Consider the following 17,672-nt stretch of genomic DNA (forward strand, 5'->3'; position numbering starts at 1 on the left):
ATCTTCCTCTCTATATGAAGATCACCAATAAAATTGGCAATAAGGTAATACCGATTATGATGTAGCTCCATTTATTCGCAAAATTGACAGTCCATCCGATTCCAAATTTTTTCGGCACTAATAAGGATGGATCGTTTTTGTTACAATAAAAAATCCCCCATTTCCAGTATTGATCATCTGCCGCAGCTGTTTCATTTGTATGTACCTCATCAAAACGTTCATTGCTTTTACTGAGCTTCCAAATTAATACTAGTAAGCCACCTAATGTAACGATATTAAAGACAAGAAAAAGGGGAAAAAAGTATGGGGCTGTTTGGTCATGTAAAATAACGGTTGTATAATGTAAAACAATAAATAGAATCGTCATACTAAAATTAATCGCTGCTAAATACCAGCTACCATATTTGCGTTGAGTCAGTTCCCGATGAACTGAGGCTTCTCTAGCCTGTGCACTCAATTGAATTTTGGCACTTTTCATCCCTTGGCCCATGATGAAAAAGCTAATTTGTATCGCTAATAATATCAGTGGCATACTGATGACGGAGAGCCTAGTTTTTTCAGTCCAACCATCCGCCTCCCCTGCACCATTCCAATGCGTGGCAAAAATTGCTGGAATGGTGTCATAATTCATGTACGTAAAAACAATCAATGCCAGTGTCATGATGATAGGTAAACTAAAAAATAAGGGCGATAGTGTTTCATCTTTTTGGCGGATTGTTAAGTCTGTTACATGCACCGTTTTAATGTTTGTTTCCCATTGTTCCTGTCCCTTTAAATTTTTCGTTTTAACATGGTAACTCATGTAAAGACCAGATGATAGCAGGAGCATGACATACAAAAGGATAAAGGAGATTAAAGACGTTTTCTCCTCCTGCATAGGCGACAAAGAGAATCCGATTTGACCTAGTAAAAATAAGCCTGCAATTCCTCCGATGATTTGACTATAACGCTTCTTCCAAAGCTGTAATTGAGGATGCTTGACATAAGGTTCTGGTATGGAAACACCAAAAACATTCGTTTTTCTTGTTAAATGTGGTGTCATGGTTTCCAAAATACCGACAATGATAAAGATGCCTACTATTATAAGCATACTACCCCTACTTCCATTGTTTTAAAATTCGCTGGAACAAACTTGTTATTTGTTCTTTTTCAAACCCACGTGCAAAAGCTTCCGCCATAATTGGCTTTAAAGCATTTTCCACTTTTTCAACCTCTGTTTCTTCCAGCTCTCGCTTTTGCCCACCAATAATGACTGCCTTCGCTTTCGGTTTTAATTCGATTAACCCTTTTTCCTCGAGTTCATGGTAGCTCTTACTCACTGTGCTTACATTGATACCTAAATCCGTAGCCATCGCACGCACCGCTGGTAATGTATCACCATTTTTCAGTTCACCTTTTGCGATGAATTCAATTAATTGATTGGCTAATTGCTTATAAAGCTGCAATTCACTATTTGGATCTAACCGTATTTGCATATCGCTCCTCCAATCTGTATTGTTAATACCCAAACAGAATCTGTTATGTATAGAGTAATACAGATTTCTCAAAATGTCAAATGAAGGTAATGATGAAGGTGACTAACTCACCTATGTGAATGTCTTATATGATGTTTTACCTTTGAAAGGGGTGGAGTCTTGGCTTGGGTGAGTGCATTTTGCCTTCCTTATGAATTTTATTACCCTAGTAGGAGCGCCTTTCTCTCTGCTTCTCACCCTCAATTAGATTGTTAACAGTGAACCACAAAAAGGACCCAGAATAATTCTGGATCCATGGACACTTATTGCTTCTATTTGATTTTTTACTAGTAGGTTTACGCTTCAACTTAATCTACAGCGAAGCAGATCAATTCTGTTTCACCTTTAGGCTTAAGTTTTAAGAAGCTTCAACCTTAACCAGTTGTGGCGGACTTTCCTGAGATTCTTGGTCTTTGGGTGTTTGACTATTACTCATTCTGCATCCTCCCCATCATATTAGATTAATAAGTGTTTCCGAACTTATTATGAACCTTTGCCTGATTTTTTATTCATGCTTCAAATTTTTTCTGCAAAGACTTGCTGTGCAATGGTTAAGGCATTTTGCACTTTTGGAAAACCGATGTAGGGCACTAATTGTAACAGAGCCTCGACAATTTCTGTCTGTGTTAAGCCTGCATGGTATCCTCGTTGGATATGGGTTTTTGTTTGCGGCGCAGCACCTTGTGTGACAACTGCTGTTATCACGACAAGTGCTCGATTTTTGGCCTCCAATCCTGGTCGTGCATAGACATCACCATAAGCAAATTCAATAATCATTTTGCGTAAATCAGGTGCCACATCGGCTAATGGATCGGATGTAATCATCTGTGTTACTTCTTCCTCAGTCATATATTGTTTGATTGTGTCAAGCCCCTTTGTAAAACGTTCATTCATTTACTGGATTCCTCCCACCATTTTCTTATACAAAAACCCCAATTCCGCGTCTCCAGAATTGGGGATTGTCCTTCACGTATGTAAGGGTCTCTTTTTCACGTCACCCTCTGGCTTAGTTGAAAAAGGATATAGGTTTTCATAGTGCCTCACTGGACAGCTTTAATGAATATCTATGCAAAAGTCACAAGGACATGCACGCAACAATTAATGTTTTACAAGACAGGCTTTTGCTTTGTCAATTTGGATCTTCACTTGTTCGAAGCCGGTTCCACCTAAGGAATGACGGCGTCGAACAGCCGCTTCTGGCGCTAACACATCATAAATATCTGCTTCAATTAGTGCACTTTCCTGCTGCATTTCTTCCAGCGGTAAATTTAATAAGTAAATCCCCTTTTGAATACATGTGAAGACAAGCTTCCCTGTCACCTCATGTGCCTCACGGAATGGCATACCTTTTGTCGCAAGATAATCTGCTAGCTCTGTTGCATTTGAAAAATCAGCATGGACAGCTTGATGCAAACGTTCTGTATTGACGGTCATTGTACGAATCATGCCTTCAAAGATTTTCAGTGAACCAAGAATGGTATGCACAGTATCGAACATGCCTTCTTTATCCTCCTGCATATCTTTGTTATACGTTAAAGGTGTGCCCTTTAACACGGTTAATAAGCCCATTAGATTCCCGTAAACGCGCCCTGTTTTCCCACGAATGAGCTCTGCCATATCAGGGTTTTTCTTTTGTGGCATAATGGAAGAACCTGTAGAGAAGGCATCATCCAATTCAATAAATTTAAATTCATCTGTAGACCAAATAATAATTTCCTCTGCAAAGCGTGATAAATGTGCCATTAACAAGGATGCATTACTTAAAAATTCCACAATAAAATCACGATCACTCACAGCGTCCATAGAGTTGGCATATACCTCACTAAAGCCAAGTAATTCTGCGGATTTTAAGCGGTCGATTGGGAAAGTCGTTCCCGCCATAGCCCCTGCCCCTAATGGCAAAATATCAATGCGCTTGATGGATTCTGTAAAGCGTTGTTTATCACGCTCTAGCATCCAAAAGTACGCCATTAAATGATGCGCAAAGGATATTGGCTGGGCACGTTGTAAATGTGTATAACCAGGCGCAATCGTTTCAATATGTTCTTGAGCCTTCTCTACTAATGTTTGTTGAAACGTCACGATTAAATCAATTGCTTCCTGCACACGCTTTTTCAAGAAAAGATGCATATCCGTCGCGACCTGGTCATTACGGCTACGACCTGTATGTAGCTTGCCACCAACAGGACCAATTAAATCAATCAGCATCTTTTCTAAATTTAAGTGTATATCTTCATTGGCAACGCTAAATTCAAGCTCACCTGCGATTGCCTTTTCTTTTAATTGGGCAAGACCACCTAGTATGGCCTCTACGTCAGCTACAGGTAAAATCCCTGTTGCACCAAGCATTGTGACATGTGCAACACTACCTTCAAGGTCCTCTAGCACAAGTTGCTGATCAAAGCCAATGGATGCCCCAAATTCGTCTACCCACGCTTCTGCTGATTTTTGGAAACGTCCACCCCAAAGTTTTGTCATGTCAGCTCACCTTTTCCTTTATTTCTTATTGAAAGGTGTAGTGAAAGCATAATGCCTTCCCACACCTCGCTTGTTAAATATTATTTTTTATTAACAGATGAGTTCACTACGGTTGGTAGACCCCATAACTCGATAAAGCCTACAGCGGAAGCGTGATTGAATTGATCTTCCTTCGAGTATGTTGCTAGCTTTTCATTGTATAGTGAATTTGGTGATTTACGTCCTTCTACAATCGCATGCCCCTTGAACAGTTTCACACGTACTGTACCATTTACATATTGTTGTGATTGCGCAAGGAATGCTTCAAGTGCATCACGTAATGGCGAGAACCATAACCCATCGTAAATTAATTCAGATAATTTTTTCTCAATCACTGGCTTGAAGTGTGCTAATTCTTTTACAAGTGTTAAATCTTCAAGCTCTTTATGCGCTGTTAACAGCACTTTTGCTCCTGGGATTTCATAAACCTCACGTGATTTAATACCAACGAGACGATTTTCTACATGGTCGATACGTCCTACACCATGCGCACCTGCTACTGCGTTTAATTCTTGAATTAAATCTGCTAGCTTCATTTCTTTTCCGTTTAATGCTACTGGTTTACCAGCTATAAACTCGATCTCCACATATTCTGCTTCATTTGGTGCATTTTCAACAGAAACAGTTAAGCCGTAAGCTTCCTCTGGTGGAGATACCCATGGATCTTCCATAATTCCTGCTTCATTGGCACGTCCCCATAAATTTTGGTCAATTGAAAATGGTGAATCCAATGTTGCTGGAATTGGTACATTATGTTTCATCGCATATTCAATTTCCTCGTCACGACTCCAGCCCCATTCACGTACTGGTGCTAATACTTCTAGATCAGGATTTAATGCTTTAATAGACACTTCAAAACGAACTTGGTCATTACCTTTTCCTGTGCAACCATGTGCAACGGCATCCGCACCGACCTGGTTCGCAATCTCTACTAATTTTTTTGAGATTAGTGGGCGAGAAAGTGCTGATACTAATGGATATTTTTGTTCATACCAAGTATGGGCTTGTAATGAAATTAATGCATAATTTTCAGCAAATTCATCCTTTGCATCTACCATATAAGATTCAATAGCTCCTACTTGAAGAGCTTTATTTTTTACGAATTCAAGGTCTTTCCCTTCACCAACGTCAAGGCATACCGCGATTACATCCCAACCCTGTTCTTTTAACCATGGAATTGCTACCGAAGTATCAAGTCCGCCTGAGTAAGCTAATACAACTTTTTTATTTGCCATTAAAAATGCGCCTCCATTGCTCTATCTATATGTATTTTTATACATTCATTTAAAAGTTTATACACGAATAGTATCATGTTATAAAAATAAATACAAGTGTATTTTTATAAATTCATAGACATTTATTTTACTAGTTAAGCGAACGTCAACCAATCCATCAAATCATTGGAGAAAGTATGAATATTTACTCGAATAAGCGTTTTTTCACTAAAGGCATAAATGTATACTATATAAATGTATCAATAAAAAAGAACCCCGTAGAAAACGGGATTTTTTTTTCACGATTTAATTGATTTTGTCTTGTACAATGCATTCTTTGGATTAATGATGATCAATAACAGGGCGGCTACTGAATATAAAATGGCATTATACATCATTAAATCAACGAGATGCCCGTTCACTAAACCAATAAAAAAATTAAAGAATTGGTGAATGATGATGGGGATGATTAAATTCTGATTGATGTTATAAAATCCTGCCATAATAATACTCGTCGCTATGATGGCTATCATAAAGAAGCCACTATATTGGAGTAAATCCATGCCCATAAAGCCAGTCGTAAGCCATATCGGTAAATGCCATAGCCCCCACCAAAACCCGATGATGATAGAGGCGACTAATGCGGAATACTTCTTTTGAAGCTCCAGCAGGGCAAAACCCCTCCATCCCAATTCTTCACCTAATGGTCCTGATAAAAGATTTCTAAAAAAGTAATAGCTCAGTATAACCCAAGAAGAGATTGTAAAAATAGAATCTGTTTGATGATTATTCATAACTAGACTCAAAATAATAATAAAAATGACGACTTGAATCGTCAGCACTGAAAAAATCACCGATCCGTTCAACCTATTCTTAAATTTTTGTTTCACAAAGTGTAGAAAGCTCTGTCCAGGATATATTTTCGGAAATAATATAGCGAAGGCAAAGGTTGATGACCATGCTGATAGACAGCGTATTACATCGAAAACCCACGTTGGAAACCCTAACAGCTTGACAGCTCCTACAAGACAAAAAAGCGGCCAAAAAATGACATTGGTTAAGACAATAAAACTCGCTACAGGTCTTTTTAGCTTCTTATTTCTATTCATGTTGATCCCCCATTTCATTGCACTGAACTTCAGCATAAACCTGGGGGTTGCTCACAGGTCAATCATCTATCTCTATTTTTACTTTATTGGCACATACATTTCTAAAAAAATACGTTCCAGCCCTTCTTCATACGTAACTAGCAGTAGATTGATATACACAAGCCCTAACAGCTCATAGCCCATTTCCTCGGCTACTTTTCTCATACTGGCTTCCACTTGATCGTCCGTATTTTTACCACCTGTAGACCATCTACCATCTTCAATGATTGTATAAAGACATTTTGGATAGGCTCGAATTTCCCCAGCTATTGCCTTGTCATCATCTTCAACTTTTCTGGTAATTATAAATTGTTCTTCTAGTATCCCTTCATCATTAAACCGTATTACTCTTCTTAATGATGTAAGGACCACTGCTTTTTTAAAATTATCGGTGTTTTCTTTTAGAATGTCATATTCATCATAAGCGGTATAATGATCTATTTCTCCCATTATCTCTAGTGGTTTCATTTCTTTTATACTGTATGTTCCTAAACATTGCTTAATTTTTTCGCAATCTTCCTTGACCCTTTGTAACTTTTTTAATTGTCGTTTTTTATAGGCAATCTCCTCCAACATTCCCTGCTCTTTTTCTTCTAATAATGAGCGAATGCCCTCGATACTCTTGCCTCTTCTTAATTCCTGTATTATTTTGATTTCCAAATCAATTTCTCGATAAAAATTGACCGTTGTTAGGTCATAGATATCAAAATGGGTATAGCTTCTGTAGCCATTTCCTTTATTTTGCTGAGGCTTTACCAATCCCTTTTCTTCGTAAAATTTTATCGTATCTCTAGAAATGCCTAAAAATTTAGCAACTTGTCCAATAGTGTACATTGTATTCTCCTTTTTTAGCTTCATCTTCCCTACTATATCAACAATTTCAGGTAAGTATGAAAAAAACTGTCGCCATACATAGGGAGCATGGCGACAGTCTGATTATTGCTATTTTTTATTGAAAAATGATTTGCCTAGAAATTCAATGGTTGCAGGTGCGAGTGCATATAATTTACTCGATAATCCCATGATCCTTGGTAAATTTACCTCACGAACTGGACGGTCAATTGTTTGAACTGTAGCTTGTGCCACTTCTTCTGCGGATAATAAAAATCTTCCTAAGGACTCTCTGTAGCCACCTGCATCATTTGCCTTATCTAAAAATGGTGTATCAATGGGACCTGGGTGGATGGCGGTTACTTTCACATTGTATGGAGCTAACTCCATACGAAGTCCATTCGTGAAACCGACAATGGCATGCTTGGTAGCAGCATAAACACTCGCTTTCGGTGTTGCTACCTTTCCTGCCTGTGACCCAATAAAAATTAGATGACCATGCTGTTGTGCCATCATTGCAGAAGCTAATCGTTTGGCAAGGTAAATCGGTACACTTACATTCAATTCAATCATTTGAGCAATATCCACATCCTTTAAAGCGGGGGCTACAGCAAATTTCCCTACACCTGCTGAAAGAATCGCCACATCAATGGGTGGGAGCTGTGAACAAACATCATCGAGTGTATGTAAATTGGTTAAATCAGCTTGGATAACGTGAGCTCCTAAACGTTCTAGCACCTTTAGTGCAACAGCATTACGACCCGTGGCATAAACTGTATGCCCTTGAGCTACAAGTAATTCTGTCGTTTTTAAACCTACACCACTTGTTGCACCTGTCACGAAGATCGTCTTTTTATATTTATTCATGTGTAAACCTACTTCCTTTGAAATAAATAGATACCTGCTTCGGTCTTCGTTGATTTAATATAATCATTGGCTTCTAAATAATCTAAATGCCCTAGTGTTTTGGACAAGGTTAATCCTAGCTGATGCTGGAATATGGCTGGATACAAGCGTTTTGTTACTTGTACAACCGTTAATTGATCGTCACCTAGCAACTCATTAACTTTCAATGATTGCTGATGCTGGCGCTCTAATCGTTTATCAATTAAAGAAGGAATATCCTCTAAATCGGCCCCATGCCCTGTATGCATCATTTTGATGGGTAATTGGCGTAGAATTTCGAGTGATTCATTGTATTGCAGTAAGGATTTTGGACGTCCTAATGTACGATCTAATGGTGGCTCGATTAATGGATTGGGCGTTATTTTTTCGAGTAATAAATCGCCCCCAATAACATGATGCGTTTTTTCATCCCAGAAAATAAAATGGCTTTGTGCATGACCTAATGTTTCTATTGCCTTTAATCCTGGATGACCGGGCACTTCGTCTCCATCCACCAAAATTTGTGTCAATGGGCGCTCACCCACAAGCTCTAATTCACGACGAACATGTACACTTTTTGTAATATATTCTTGTGGTACCCCATGCTCTAATAAACGCTCACTGTAAAATTGCTCGTGATAGCTTAAAAACGCTTCATCATGACGAAGCCATTTATCATTATAGGCATGCCCCAAAATTTCTGCATGTGGAAAGGCATCGACCCATCCTGCATGGTCAGGATGATGGTGGGTTAACACAACCTGTTCAATATCTCGCATGTCAAAGCCAGCTGCTCGAATTCCCCATTTCAAAGCATCATAGGCTTCCATCGTTTTTGGTCCAACATCAAAAATGCTGAGTGCATCGCCCTTTACAATAAATGCATTGACATCTCCTACTTCATAGGGTGTTGGAATTTCTATTTTGACTATAGACAAAGTTGTCTCCCCCTTTTTACGAGCTAGTGAATACTGATTCATTCTATTTTACAAGTTTTTTCTGTTTTCGTCATCCTCCTGTTGACAGTTTGCTAATTCCTCACTATAATTTTGAATAATCTAATTATTTTTGTGCGTTGAAGAAGCCGAGTACGTAACTGGTGAAGGTGTTAGAGAGTGTTACATTTGCTGAGAGTAACATCACCCGCTCCCATTACCGAACCTACTTCTGAGCAGTTATGCAAACATAACCGTTTCCCTTGCGATAAGAGGGCTAAGAGTTGTGCCAACAATTGGCAAACAAAGGTGGTACCGCGGAAACGAGAGCGTTTTCGTCCTTCAAGATAAGGACGAGAGCGCTTTTTTATTTTGAACTGGAGGTTTTGTTTATGAAAAAAATAGTATTTATCGGTGCAGGCTCAATGGCAGAAGCATTGATGCAGGGCTGGATAAAACAAAAGGTGTTTACACCACAGGAAATCTATGTCACCAATCGCTCTGACAAAGAACGTTTACAGTTCTTACACGAAACATATGGAGTCCAGTGCCTGTTTGATCAAGCCATTTATCAACAGGCAGATCTTATCATTTTAGCAATGAAGCCAAAGGATGCTGTTGCAGCCATGCGCGATCTAAAACCTAAAATTACAACGCACTCTGCCGTTCTGTCGATTCTAGCCGGTATTGCTATTGAGACGATTACTAAATTTTTAGGAAGTCGTCCAATTGCACGGGTGATGCCTAACACATCTGCCACAATCGGTATGTCAGCAAGTGGGATAGCATTCAATAATGAGGTGTCGGCGGCACAGCGTATTCTTTTCCTCCAGTTATTAGAGGCTGTCGGCTCCGTTATTGAAGTCGATGAGGATCAATTACATGCAGTTACAGCCCTTTCTGGTAGTGGTCCTGCGTATATTTATTATTTAATGGAAGCCTTTGAAAGAGTAGGAACAAAAGTTGGTCTTTCTAAAGATACTGTACGATTACTAATGACTCAAACACTGGCAGGTACTGCTGAAATGCTCAAGCAATCGGTAGATGAGCCGGATGTTTTGCGGAAAAAAGTAACGAGCCCTGGCGGTACGACGGAGGCTGGTATTCAGGCACTAGAGCAATATCAATTTAATGAAGCCATCGAAGCATGTATTAAAGAAGCGGAAGCTCGATCTCGTTCACTTGCAAATGGTTAATATTATGTGCAAAATAGAGTGTATCACTAGGAATTAGGGGGCTTTATTTTGAGTAAATTATTCGAACCATATGCATTACAATCCATTTCCTTAAAAAATCGCATTGTTATGGCACCTATGTGCATGTATTCAGCGCAAGACGATGGCATGGTGACACCTTTTCATTTAGTCCATTATGCGACACGAGCAGCTGGTCAAGTTGGGTTAATCATCTTGGAAGCTACTGGTGTTGTGCCAGAAGGCCGCATCTCCAATAAAGATTTAGGCATTTGGGATGATGCACATATTGAAGGATTAAGTCAACTAGTTGAAGGGATGAAGGCTTACGGCGCTAAAACAGGCATCCAGCTTGCACATGCTGGTCGCAAAGCAACGGTGGATGGCGAAATTTTTGCTCCATCAGCTATTGCCTTTAGCTCAGACTATAAAACACCAATAGAAATGACAGAAGAGGACATTCTTTATGTAATAGAAGCGTTTAAACAAGCAGCTGTTCGTGCCACAAAGGCTGGCTTTGATGTGCTCGAGATTCATGGGGCACACGGCTATTTAATTAGCGAGTTTTTATCACCTGCGACAAATAAACGTCAAGATCAATACGGTGGTTCACAGGAAAACCGTTATCGTATCCTTCGTCAAGTTATCGATGCGATTCGCAGTGTGTGGGATGGGCCATTATTGGTACGTGTATCTGCAGAAGATTACGCTGAGGATGGCACAACAATGGAAGATTTTATTGTTTTTAGTCGCTGGATGAAATCTCAAGGTGTTGATTTGGTTGATGTATCAACAGGCGGTGTTGTACCAGCAGCTATTCATGTCTTTCCAGGCTATCAAGTATCGCATGCAGAGGCCATTAAGCATGGGGCAAACATCCCTACTGGCGCAGTTGGACTTATTACAACAGCTGTTCAAGCAGAAGAAATTCTCCAAAATAATCGCGCAGATTTAATTTTCTTAGCACGCGTTTTATTACGAGACCCTTATTGGCCACTTCATGCGGCTAAAGAATTAGGCGAAGAAGTGCAACCTCCCGTACAATACGTGCGCGGTTGGTAAATTGATTTGCAGTGAAAAAACAGCTTGTTATCCCGCAAGCTGTTTTTTCATTAGAAAAGTGGGTTTTGTTTTAATTCTTCATCAATAGCCTGCACCAATGTCTCTGCGTCCTCTGCTGTCACGACTTCTCCATTAACTAGCGCAAAAATACTTTGTTCACAGATTTCACAGTGAGATGTACAACCAGATTCCTCTATCTCAATATCATCCCGTTCTACTAATTCATCATACGCATCTGCCGCACCAAGTGATAAATTAGTGATACAAAACTCCACTCTATTTTTTAGCTGCTGTTGTTCTTTCTTTTTTTTAAATAGAGAAAATACCATGTTTATTGACCTCCTACTCTTTAAAAACGATCATACCACAATTCGACAAAGTCTATGAAAACCCTTACACTGAACAGCATCATTTCAAAATCATTTTTGACCATCTTGTGAATTATAAATAATTTCTTGTTTGCAATAAATCTAATAATCCATCTGGTACTTGTGTAGATTCCTTATAAAAGAGGTATACGGGTACACTCGGTAATGGGAAATCTTCAAAAGGAACTATATTAAACCGTCCCTCCATCCGTTCTTTTCTCACAATCATACGAGGTAAAAACGACATCCCCAACCCATCCTTTATTAGCCTTTTTACCACATAAGATTGAGAAATGGATACTTGCTTCGTTAAAATATATGTTTCTCTTAATTTACGTAATAGCTCTCCCCAAATTGTTGGATGATGATGCGTAAATAAAGTATACGTTTGAAATAACTCCTCATAATCAATATAAGTGCCTGTTTCATCATCATAGGCATCTAGGGGGATTACTAACTCTAATGGACTATCAATCAGCAGCTCTTGATGCCAATGTCGATAACGTGTTGGTAATAATGAAATACCAATATGAGCTTGATCTTGATTGACTGAATCCTCTACTAAAATTGATATCTCAAGTGAAGGATTGTCATTGATAAATTGATAGATCACATGCGGCAGAATCGTTTCAACCATTAACGGGGTCATAGCCATAATGATTTTTTCTTGAATACCTTTACTTGCTAATCGAATACGTTCAATGCTTTGTTCCCACTGATTGACCATTTGCTGTGCCTCTACTTGAAAAAGCTTTCCAGCGTCTGTTAATTGCACACGATTTTTTTCGCGCTTAAATAATTGTACATGCAGAAATTCCTCTAACTGCTGAATATGAACCGTAATACTTGGTTGAGATAAATGAAGTTGTTCCGCTGCTGTACGAAAATTACAAGTCTGGGCTGCGACGATAAAAGATTGTAACCATTTATATTCCAAAATTTCACCTCAGTGATTAAAAATATTAATTAAATTTATTAAATATATTTAATTTACTAAATTATACAATAAGAATAGACTGATGATGAACTTGATTATGTATGTAAAAAGGAGAGAATCATATGCCGCACACTATATTAAGTCGTCAATTTCAGATGTTTGCTCAACAGGAATGTCAAGGCTCAAGCCCCCTTTATGAACATTTAGCTACTAAAATTGCCAATGATGAAGATTTGTTAGACATTGCCTCCTCAATCCCACAGGATCAGCCTGCGCCCAATTTATTGTTGGCAGCAGTTCATTATTTATTAGCTACATCCAATGATCCTTTGACCAATTATTATGCATCTTTAACACCCTCCCCTCATCCAATACAGGAGGTGTTCCCTATTTTTAAAGCATTCGTACTATCACATACAAATGAATTAACGACATTGTTTCAAGAAAAGCTTGTACAAACAAATGAAATTCGACGTTGTGCCTATCTCTACCCAATGATGACTGAAATCTATGCCAAACATCAACAACCATTGGCTTTCATTGAAATAGGCGCAAGTGCAGGACTTCAGCTTGGTATGGATCACTACAATTATTGCTACAATCAACAATTATCCATTATCAATACGGAAAATGATTATATGTTATTCTCGGAAAATCGTGGTGAAACACTGCCTACCTCCCTTTCCCAATCTCCTATTGTTTGTCAAAGAATAGGGATCGATTTAAAGCCAATTAATCTTGGAAATAAAGTAGAAAGTCAATGGCTTCAAGCGTTAATTTGGCCTGAACATCATGAACGTAGAATATTATTCCAACAGGCCCTCCCCATCATCAATCAATTAGATATTCAGTTAATAAAAGGGGATGCGATTCAACTGATTAAAAAGCTTAGTCGAATAATTGAGCAAGAGGCGATGTTAGTGATTTATCATACACATGTCGCAAATCAAATCCCCATTGAATTACGTCATAAATTAATAGAGCAATTAAAAGAAATTAGCATGGGGAGGCCTCTTTATCATTGCTATAACAATTTATTTGATACAAAACTTCATCAAGATTTTATAGATCAAGGTACTATCATATCCATACGTACAATGCCGCGTCCAGATGGGCATGCACGATGGTTTGAATGGTCAAATAGTTAGCTTAGACGCAAAAAGAAACGCTGTGTCAGACTATTTACACAGCGTTTCATCTATTAATCTTTAAAAATCATATTCTGCATCTTTTTTTGCCCGAATTTCTGCAAAGGCATCTGCTACCATGACTGTATCCTCTGCTAACCGTGCTAGTCGGAAAAGGACATCATCGTTAACAATTTCTTTGCGTAAAAAATCCTTTTCTTCTATAAATACATAGGTCGGAACGATGTGTGCTTTCATATAAGCTAGTATCGGCTTTAGTTGCTGTTCCACCATTAAATAATGCTTGGATGTACCCGCTGTCACAATGACACTGATGACTTTATCGCGGAAGGCATTGACAGGTAAAAGGTCAAAGATATTTTTTAATGTCGCTGGAATCGATGCTTGGAATGTTGGCGTCCCAATAACAATTGCATCTGCAGCCATAATGGTTTCTGTTACATATTTTGTATCGCCTTCGTAGTCGAAGTAATTACGTCCATCACTAAAAACTAGTTGATAGTCAGCAAGATCCAGTAATGTTACTTCATGCTGTGGATATTTTTCTTGTAACATCTCAACTATTTTCTGTGTTGCTGTTCTTGTTTTAGAGCCGACAATAGAACCTGCAAGCGCGACAATTTTCATGATGAGCCACTCCTTATTTTGCTGTATATTTTTTCATCGCTGGAATAATATCCTGACCGATGATTTCAATATTTTTCATAATTTTATCAAATGGTACGCCACCAAAATCGATTTGTGCCATAAAGCGTTGCATGCCATATAGCTCGTACTGATAAAGTAGTTTTTCAATAATTTGCTCTTTACTGCCAACCATTAAAGCATCACGTGTATCGGGTGCTTGAGCAAATTGTTGCTTTGGATAACCTCCGCCACGAATGGCTTGGAAACCACCATTTAAATGTGGATACATGCCTTGCAATGCCTCTTTTGTTGTATCTGCTACATAAAACAAGCTTGTTGTGGCAATAGGTAATTCATTTGGGTCAAAACCTTTGCGTTCTGCCGCTTCTCGATAGGCATCAACAGATGGTTTAAAATTGATAGCAGGTCCACCTAATGTTGTAAGCATCATCGGAATTCCCATATATCCTGCTTTAATAGCGCTGGCAGGTGGACCACCAACTGCTCGCCAAATCGGTAAGGAGCCGTTTTTGGGCTGTGGTAAAATTTGCGCATGGTGAAGTGGTGCTCGAAATTGCCCTTCCCATGTCACCAGCTCCTCGTCATTGATTTTCATAAGTAGCTCTAATTTTTCCTCAAAAATTTCTTCATAGTCCTGTAAATCAATACCCAGCAATTGGTAAGCTCCTACACGTGACCCACGTCCCGCTACAATTTCTGCTCGACCATCTGATATTAAATCAATTGTGGCAAAATCCTCATAGATACGTACTGGATCTGAAACACTTAATACAGTTGCTGAGCTAGATAATTTAATAGTGGACGTTGCCTGTGCAATAGCCCCTAACACGACTGTATGTGCCTGTGTTGTAAAGTACGATTGATGACTCTCACCAATACCAAATACATCAATGCCTGCTTGCTCAGCCAATTGACTAGCCTCTACTAGCTCTTTTAGTCGTTGCTGGGCAGAAATACGTTCGCCTGTTAATGGGTTTGGAATATGATCCCCTAAAGAGTACAGCCCAAATTCCAATCCTTTTGATTGATCGATACGATATTTTTCCATCATGTTTCATCTCTCCTTATTCTAGTGGTTCTAAAATGGCTTCAATTTCTGCACGTTTCTTTTCTAAAAAGGGTGGAAGGTCTAGCTCTTTTCCAAGATCTTCGACTGCTGAATCCACAGTAAACCCTGGACCCTCTGTCGCCATTTCAAATAAAATACCGTTGCGATCTCTGAAATAAAGACTTTGGAAATAATAACGATCGACGACACCTGTACTATCCAAACCCTGTGCCTTAATTTTCGTATCCCATTCCTGTAATTCCTCGACCGTTGCTACACGTAATGCAAGATGGTGAATACTGCCTTTACCAGGTTTCTCGCTTGGCCCTTCTAATTCTTTGACGACAATTTCTCCAAGCACTTCTCCTTCTATCGATTGCAGAATCGTTTCTTTGTCCGTTTCTGCAACAACTGTATAGTGAAATAAATCTTGTAGTAAATTCACGGTTCTTTGTAAATAGCGTACAGTGATTTCAACAGTCCCCATACCTAAAATACGATGTTCCTCCGGTATATCATTGCCATCCCATGCTTGCCATTGTGCAGGCGTATCATGCCCCTGATGATTTAACAGCACCATTCGTAATCCCTCATGATCTTCAAAAAACAAAGCCTCTTTGCCTGCATAAGTAGTGATATCGCTATGTTCTACCTCTAGCTGTTGAAAGCGTTCTTTCCAATATAGTAAGCTTTCGGAGCTAGGTACAAGTAAGCCAATACGAGTAATAGCATTCGTGCCCCGCACTGTACGTCCTGCAACGGGCATTTCAAAAAATGTTAATTCTGTACCAGCTGCTCCAGTTAAGTCACCATAAAATAAGTGATACATGGATGGTGAGTCTTGATTCACTGTTTTTTTCACACGTCGTAACCCTAAAATAGTTGTATAAAAATGATTATTCTGTTTGCCATTTTTCGTTAGCATGGATATATGATGGTGTCCATTTAATTTATTCATCCTACTGTTCCTCCTTTTTCACTTGACTAAGCAAGTGATGTTGTAAAAAAAATTACACGGGCGGCAATTTTTTTTCTCGGCTATGCTTTTCAAGCTTTGTCATCACTTTATATAAAGATTTTATTTCTTCATCTGATAATACTTCTTCAAAAAATGAGGATTGGAAGTGAAGTTGACTTGGTGTTGCTGCATCAATCATTTGCTCCCCTTTTGCCGTCAATGAGATAGCTTTGGTCTTCCAATTTTGTTTACGCTCGATTAGTCCCTCTTTTTCAAGTCGGGCAAGCATGCGAGACATGCCACCTTGTGTAACTGTTACTTTCTCTGCTAATTGAGATTGAGTGATCGGTGCATACGTTTGGATTTGGATTAACACATCGAATTGTGCCGTTGTTAAATCGAAACGCTTTAAAAATTCATTCGATAACTGGTTACTTTGCGTTGTAAAGCGCATCATACGAATCCATGTTAATGTGCCTAATGTATGATTTCTCATGACTTCATCCTCCCTTCAGTTATCACTTTACCACGCAAGTGATAACATTGCAAGAACAATATCTCGAATTTGAGATATTGTTTTACAGAGGAGAGTCCCTATATGATGCCAGGTGATGTAATCGGGTATAAATTTCCCTGAAAAGCAAAAGAAATCCTACCTGTTTCTTCTGAGACGACCATCACAAGTGCATCACTTACTTCACTTAATCCTAACGCTGCACGATGTCTTGTTCCTAATTTTTTTTCACCAGTCTGACGGTCTGATAATGGCAGTACATTCGCTGCCGATTCAATTTGATTTTGATTGACGAGTACCGCTCCATCATGTAATGGATTACCTGGAAAGAAAATGGATTCTAATAAGGAATGCGTTAAATCTGCCCCAATATGAATACCAGGCTGCATCAAATTCACTAACGAATCCTGTCGTTGGATGACAATTAAACCACCATGTCTTCTCAACGACATATTTTGCACACTATGTGATAATTCCGGATACTTTTCTGTAAACGGGGAAAGATAACAATTTAAATAAAACGTCGCGGCTTTCATTTCAATTGTCATAAATCTCTCTTTAATTTTCTCAAAATTGCCAAGGAGACAATTTGCATCTGTATCCATTTCTTGCACACTTTGCTGTAAGGACATAATCACTTGGAGAAGCTCATCTTTTAATGTTTCTTTCATTGGTGAAAAATCACAATTTATTGGATTCATAAAAAGCACCTCTCTTTTCTAAAATTGTGAAGCTTCTTCTTCCATTAGTTT

19 protein-coding genes are annotated in these 17,672 nt (G+C 38.8%); 3 read left to right on the top strand and 16 right to left on the bottom strand.

Translation table 11 applies throughout. The annotated features are described in order from the left end of the window. Positions 1-10 precede the first annotated feature (10 nt). The 9 genes from MHI04_RS13365 to MHI04_RS13405 all read right to left on the bottom strand — a co-directional run bounded on the left by MHI04_RS13365 (position 11) and on the right by MHI04_RS13405 (position 9,089). The gene (locus tag MHI04_RS13365) at positions 11-1,090 is read right to left on the bottom strand and encodes a DUF5808 domain-containing protein (RefSeq protein WP_340809171.1); all 1,080 of its coding nucleotides are present in this window, start codon (positions 1,088-1,090) and stop codon (positions 11-13) included. Between the two features lie 7 nt (positions 1,091-1,097). Then, positions 1,098-1,475, bottom strand: a complete 378-nt coding sequence (locus tag MHI04_RS13370) for a GntR family transcriptional regulator (RefSeq protein ID WP_036120131.1) — start codon at positions 1,473-1,475, stop codon at positions 1,098-1,100. A gap of 555 nt (positions 1,476-2,030) precedes the next feature. After that, positions 2,031-2,408 carry a carboxymuconolactone decarboxylase family protein gene (locus MHI04_RS13375; RefSeq protein WP_036120128.1) on the bottom strand — a complete coding sequence of 126 codons (378 nt, stop codon included), beginning with the start codon at positions 2,406-2,408 and terminating at the stop codon, positions 2,031-2,033. A gap of 204 nt (positions 2,409-2,612) precedes the next feature. Next, complete coding sequence (gene argH / locus MHI04_RS13380) at positions 2,613-3,992, bottom strand: argininosuccinate lyase (protein WP_340811437.1); 1,380 nt, start codon at positions 3,990-3,992, stop codon at positions 2,613-2,615. Positions 3,993-4,072: 80 nt separating this feature from the next. Then, positions 4,073-5,266 (bottom strand): argininosuccinate synthase, encoded by a 1,194-nt coding sequence (locus MHI04_RS13385; protein WP_058844532.1) that lies wholly within the window; start codon positions 5,264-5,266, stop codon positions 4,073-4,075. A gap of 278 nt (positions 5,267-5,544) precedes the next feature. Beyond that, entirely contained in the window at positions 5,545-6,354 is an 810-nt protein-coding gene (locus MHI04_RS13390; protein WP_036120119.1) for a type II CAAX endopeptidase family protein, read from the bottom strand. A gap of 78 nt (positions 6,355-6,432) precedes the next feature. After that, positions 6,433-7,227 carry a MerR family transcriptional regulator gene (locus MHI04_RS13395; RefSeq protein WP_058844531.1) on the bottom strand — a complete coding sequence of 265 codons (795 nt, stop codon included), beginning with the start codon at positions 7,225-7,227 and terminating at the stop codon, positions 6,433-6,435. Positions 7,228-7,335: 108 nt separating this feature from the next. Continuing rightward, a complete protein-coding gene (locus tag MHI04_RS13400; RefSeq protein ID WP_058844530.1) occupies positions 7,336-8,091 on the bottom strand; it encodes an SDR family NAD(P)-dependent oxidoreductase in 756 nt (251 codons plus the stop codon). Positions 8,092-8,099: 8 nt separating this feature from the next. Continuing rightward, positions 8,100-9,089, bottom strand: a complete 990-nt coding sequence (locus MHI04_RS13405; RefSeq protein WP_170829910.1) for an MBL fold metallo-hydrolase — start codon at positions 9,087-9,089, stop codon at positions 8,100-8,102. 347 nt (positions 9,090-9,436) lie between these two features. Here MHI04_RS13405 and proC point away from each other — a divergent pair, with 347 nt between their 5' ends. Together proC and namA are read left to right on the top strand one after the other, a co-directional pair. Next, the gene (gene proC, locus MHI04_RS13410) at positions 9,437-10,240 is read left to right on the top strand and encodes a pyrroline-5-carboxylate reductase (protein WP_058844529.1); all 804 of its coding nucleotides are present in this window, start codon (positions 9,437-9,439) and stop codon (positions 10,238-10,240) included. Between the two features lie 48 nt (positions 10,241-10,288). Continuing rightward, complete coding sequence (namA, locus tag MHI04_RS13415) at positions 10,289-11,299, top strand: NADPH dehydrogenase NamA (protein WP_340809179.1); 1,011 nt, start codon at positions 10,289-10,291, stop codon at positions 11,297-11,299. Between the two features lie 50 nt (positions 11,300-11,349). On the opposite strand, the gene MHI04_RS13420 is transcribed toward namA, so the two are convergent. Together MHI04_RS13420 and MHI04_RS13425 are read right to left on the bottom strand one after the other, a co-directional pair. Next, a complete protein-coding gene (locus tag MHI04_RS13420) occupies positions 11,350-11,628 on the bottom strand; it encodes a DUF1450 domain-containing protein (RefSeq protein ID WP_080717045.1) in 279 nt (92 codons plus the stop codon). Between the two features lie 112 nt (positions 11,629-11,740). After that, positions 11,741-12,604: a LysR family transcriptional regulator gene (locus tag MHI04_RS13425; protein ID WP_342534922.1), complete on the bottom strand. Its 864-nt coding sequence runs from the start codon at positions 12,602-12,604 to the stop codon at positions 11,741-11,743. A 122-nt stretch (positions 12,605-12,726) separates the two neighbouring features. Here MHI04_RS13425 and MHI04_RS13430 point away from each other — a divergent pair, with 122 nt between their 5' ends. Next, on the top strand, positions 12,727-13,752 hold the full coding sequence (locus MHI04_RS13430; RefSeq protein ID WP_342534923.1) for a DUF2332 domain-containing protein: 1,026 nt from the start codon (positions 12,727-12,729) through the stop codon (positions 13,750-13,752). Between the two features lie 60 nt (positions 13,753-13,812). On the opposite strand, the gene MHI04_RS13435 is transcribed toward MHI04_RS13430, so the two are convergent. The 5 genes from MHI04_RS13435 to cdaS form a co-directional block, all read right to left on the bottom strand. Then, the gene (locus tag MHI04_RS13435; protein ID WP_058844525.1) at positions 13,813-14,379 is read right to left on the bottom strand and encodes an NADPH-dependent FMN reductase; all 567 of its coding nucleotides are present in this window, start codon (positions 14,377-14,379) and stop codon (positions 13,813-13,815) included. A gap of 13 nt (positions 14,380-14,392) precedes the next feature. Then, positions 14,393-15,448, bottom strand: a complete 1,056-nt coding sequence (locus MHI04_RS13440) for an LLM class flavin-dependent oxidoreductase (protein ID WP_101966785.1) — start codon at positions 15,446-15,448, stop codon at positions 14,393-14,395. Positions 15,449-15,464: 16 nt separating this feature from the next. Next, positions 15,465-16,406 (bottom strand): ring-cleaving dioxygenase, encoded by a 942-nt coding sequence (locus MHI04_RS13445; RefSeq protein WP_036120093.1) that lies wholly within the window; start codon positions 16,404-16,406, stop codon positions 15,465-15,467. 52 nt (positions 16,407-16,458) lie between these two features. Next, the gene (locus MHI04_RS13450; RefSeq protein ID WP_036120090.1) at positions 16,459-16,902 is read right to left on the bottom strand and encodes a MarR family transcriptional regulator; all 444 of its coding nucleotides are present in this window, start codon (positions 16,900-16,902) and stop codon (positions 16,459-16,461) included. A gap of 98 nt (positions 16,903-17,000) precedes the next feature. Further along, positions 17,001-17,621 carry a sporulation-specific diadenylate cyclase CdaS gene (gene cdaS / locus MHI04_RS13455; protein WP_036120087.1) on the bottom strand — a complete coding sequence of 207 codons (621 nt, stop codon included), beginning with the start codon at positions 17,619-17,621 and terminating at the stop codon, positions 17,001-17,003. Positions 17,622-17,672 lie beyond the last annotated feature (51 nt).

It is taken from the genome of Lysinibacillus sp. FSL K6-1151, from assembly GCF_038630755.1.
Taxonomy (GTDB): Bacteria; Bacillota; Bacilli; order Bacillales_A; family Planococcaceae; genus Lysinibacillus; species Lysinibacillus fusiformis_D.

What these genes read in the sequence shown, in the direction of transcription:
- MHI04_RS13365 (WP_340809171.1), bottom strand. Translation starts at nt 1,090, where the DNA reads ATGCTTATAATAGTAGGCATCTTTATCATTGTCGGTATTTTGGAAACC.
- MHI04_RS13405 (WP_170829910.1), bottom strand. Translation starts at nt 9,089, where the DNA reads ATGAATCAGTATTCACTAGCTCGTAAAAAGGGGGAGACAACTTTGTCT.
- MHI04_RS13385 (WP_058844532.1), bottom strand. Translation starts at nt 5,266, where the DNA reads ATGGCAAATAAAAAAGTTGTATTAGCTTACTCAGGCGGACTTGATACT.
- MHI04_RS13370 (WP_036120131.1), bottom strand. Translation starts at nt 1,475, where the DNA reads ATGCAAATACGGTTAGATCCAAATAGTGAATTGCAGCTTTATAAGCAA.
- argH (WP_340811437.1), bottom strand. Translation starts at nt 3,992, where the DNA reads ATGACAAAACTTTGGGGTGGACGTTTCCAAAAATCAGCAGAAGCGTGG.
- MHI04_RS13440 (WP_101966785.1), bottom strand. Translation starts at nt 15,448, where the DNA reads ATGGAAAAATATCGTATCGATCAATCAAAAGGATTGGAATTTGGGCTG.
- proC (WP_058844529.1), top strand. Translation starts at nt 9,437, where the DNA reads ATGAAAAAAATAGTATTTATCGGTGCAGGCTCAATGGCAGAAGCATTG.
- MHI04_RS13400 (WP_058844530.1), bottom strand. Translation starts at nt 8,091, where the DNA reads ATGAATAAATATAAAAAGACGATCTTCGTGACAGGTGCAACAAGTGGT.
- MHI04_RS13395 (WP_058844531.1), bottom strand. Translation starts at nt 7,227, where the DNA reads ATGTACACTATTGGACAAGTTGCTAAATTTTTAGGCATTTCTAGAGAT.
- cdaS (WP_036120087.1), bottom strand. Translation starts at nt 17,621, where the DNA reads ATGAATCCAATAAATTGTGATTTTTCACCAATGAAAGAAACATTAAAA.
- MHI04_RS13390 (WP_036120119.1), bottom strand. Translation starts at nt 6,354, where the DNA reads ATGAATAGAAATAAGAAGCTAAAAAGACCTGTAGCGAGTTTTATTGTC.
- MHI04_RS13450 (WP_036120090.1), bottom strand. Translation starts at nt 16,902, where the DNA reads ATGAGAAATCATACATTAGGCACATTAACATGGATTCGTATGATGCGC.
- MHI04_RS13445 (WP_036120093.1), bottom strand. Translation starts at nt 16,406, where the DNA reads ATGAATAAATTAAATGGACACCATCATATATCCATGCTAACGAAAAAT.
- MHI04_RS13435 (WP_058844525.1), bottom strand. Translation starts at nt 14,379, where the DNA reads ATGAAAATTGTCGCGCTTGCAGGTTCTATTGTCGGCTCTAAAACAAGA.
- MHI04_RS13430 (WP_342534923.1), top strand. Translation starts at nt 12,727, where the DNA reads ATGCCGCACACTATATTAAGTCGTCAATTTCAGATGTTTGCTCAACAG.
- MHI04_RS13375 (WP_036120128.1), bottom strand. Translation starts at nt 2,408, where the DNA reads ATGAATGAACGTTTTACAAAGGGGCTTGACACAATCAAACAATATATG.
- MHI04_RS13420 (WP_080717045.1), bottom strand. Translation starts at nt 11,628, where the DNA reads ATGGTATTTTCTCTATTTAAAAAAAAGAAAGAACAACAGCAGCTAAAA.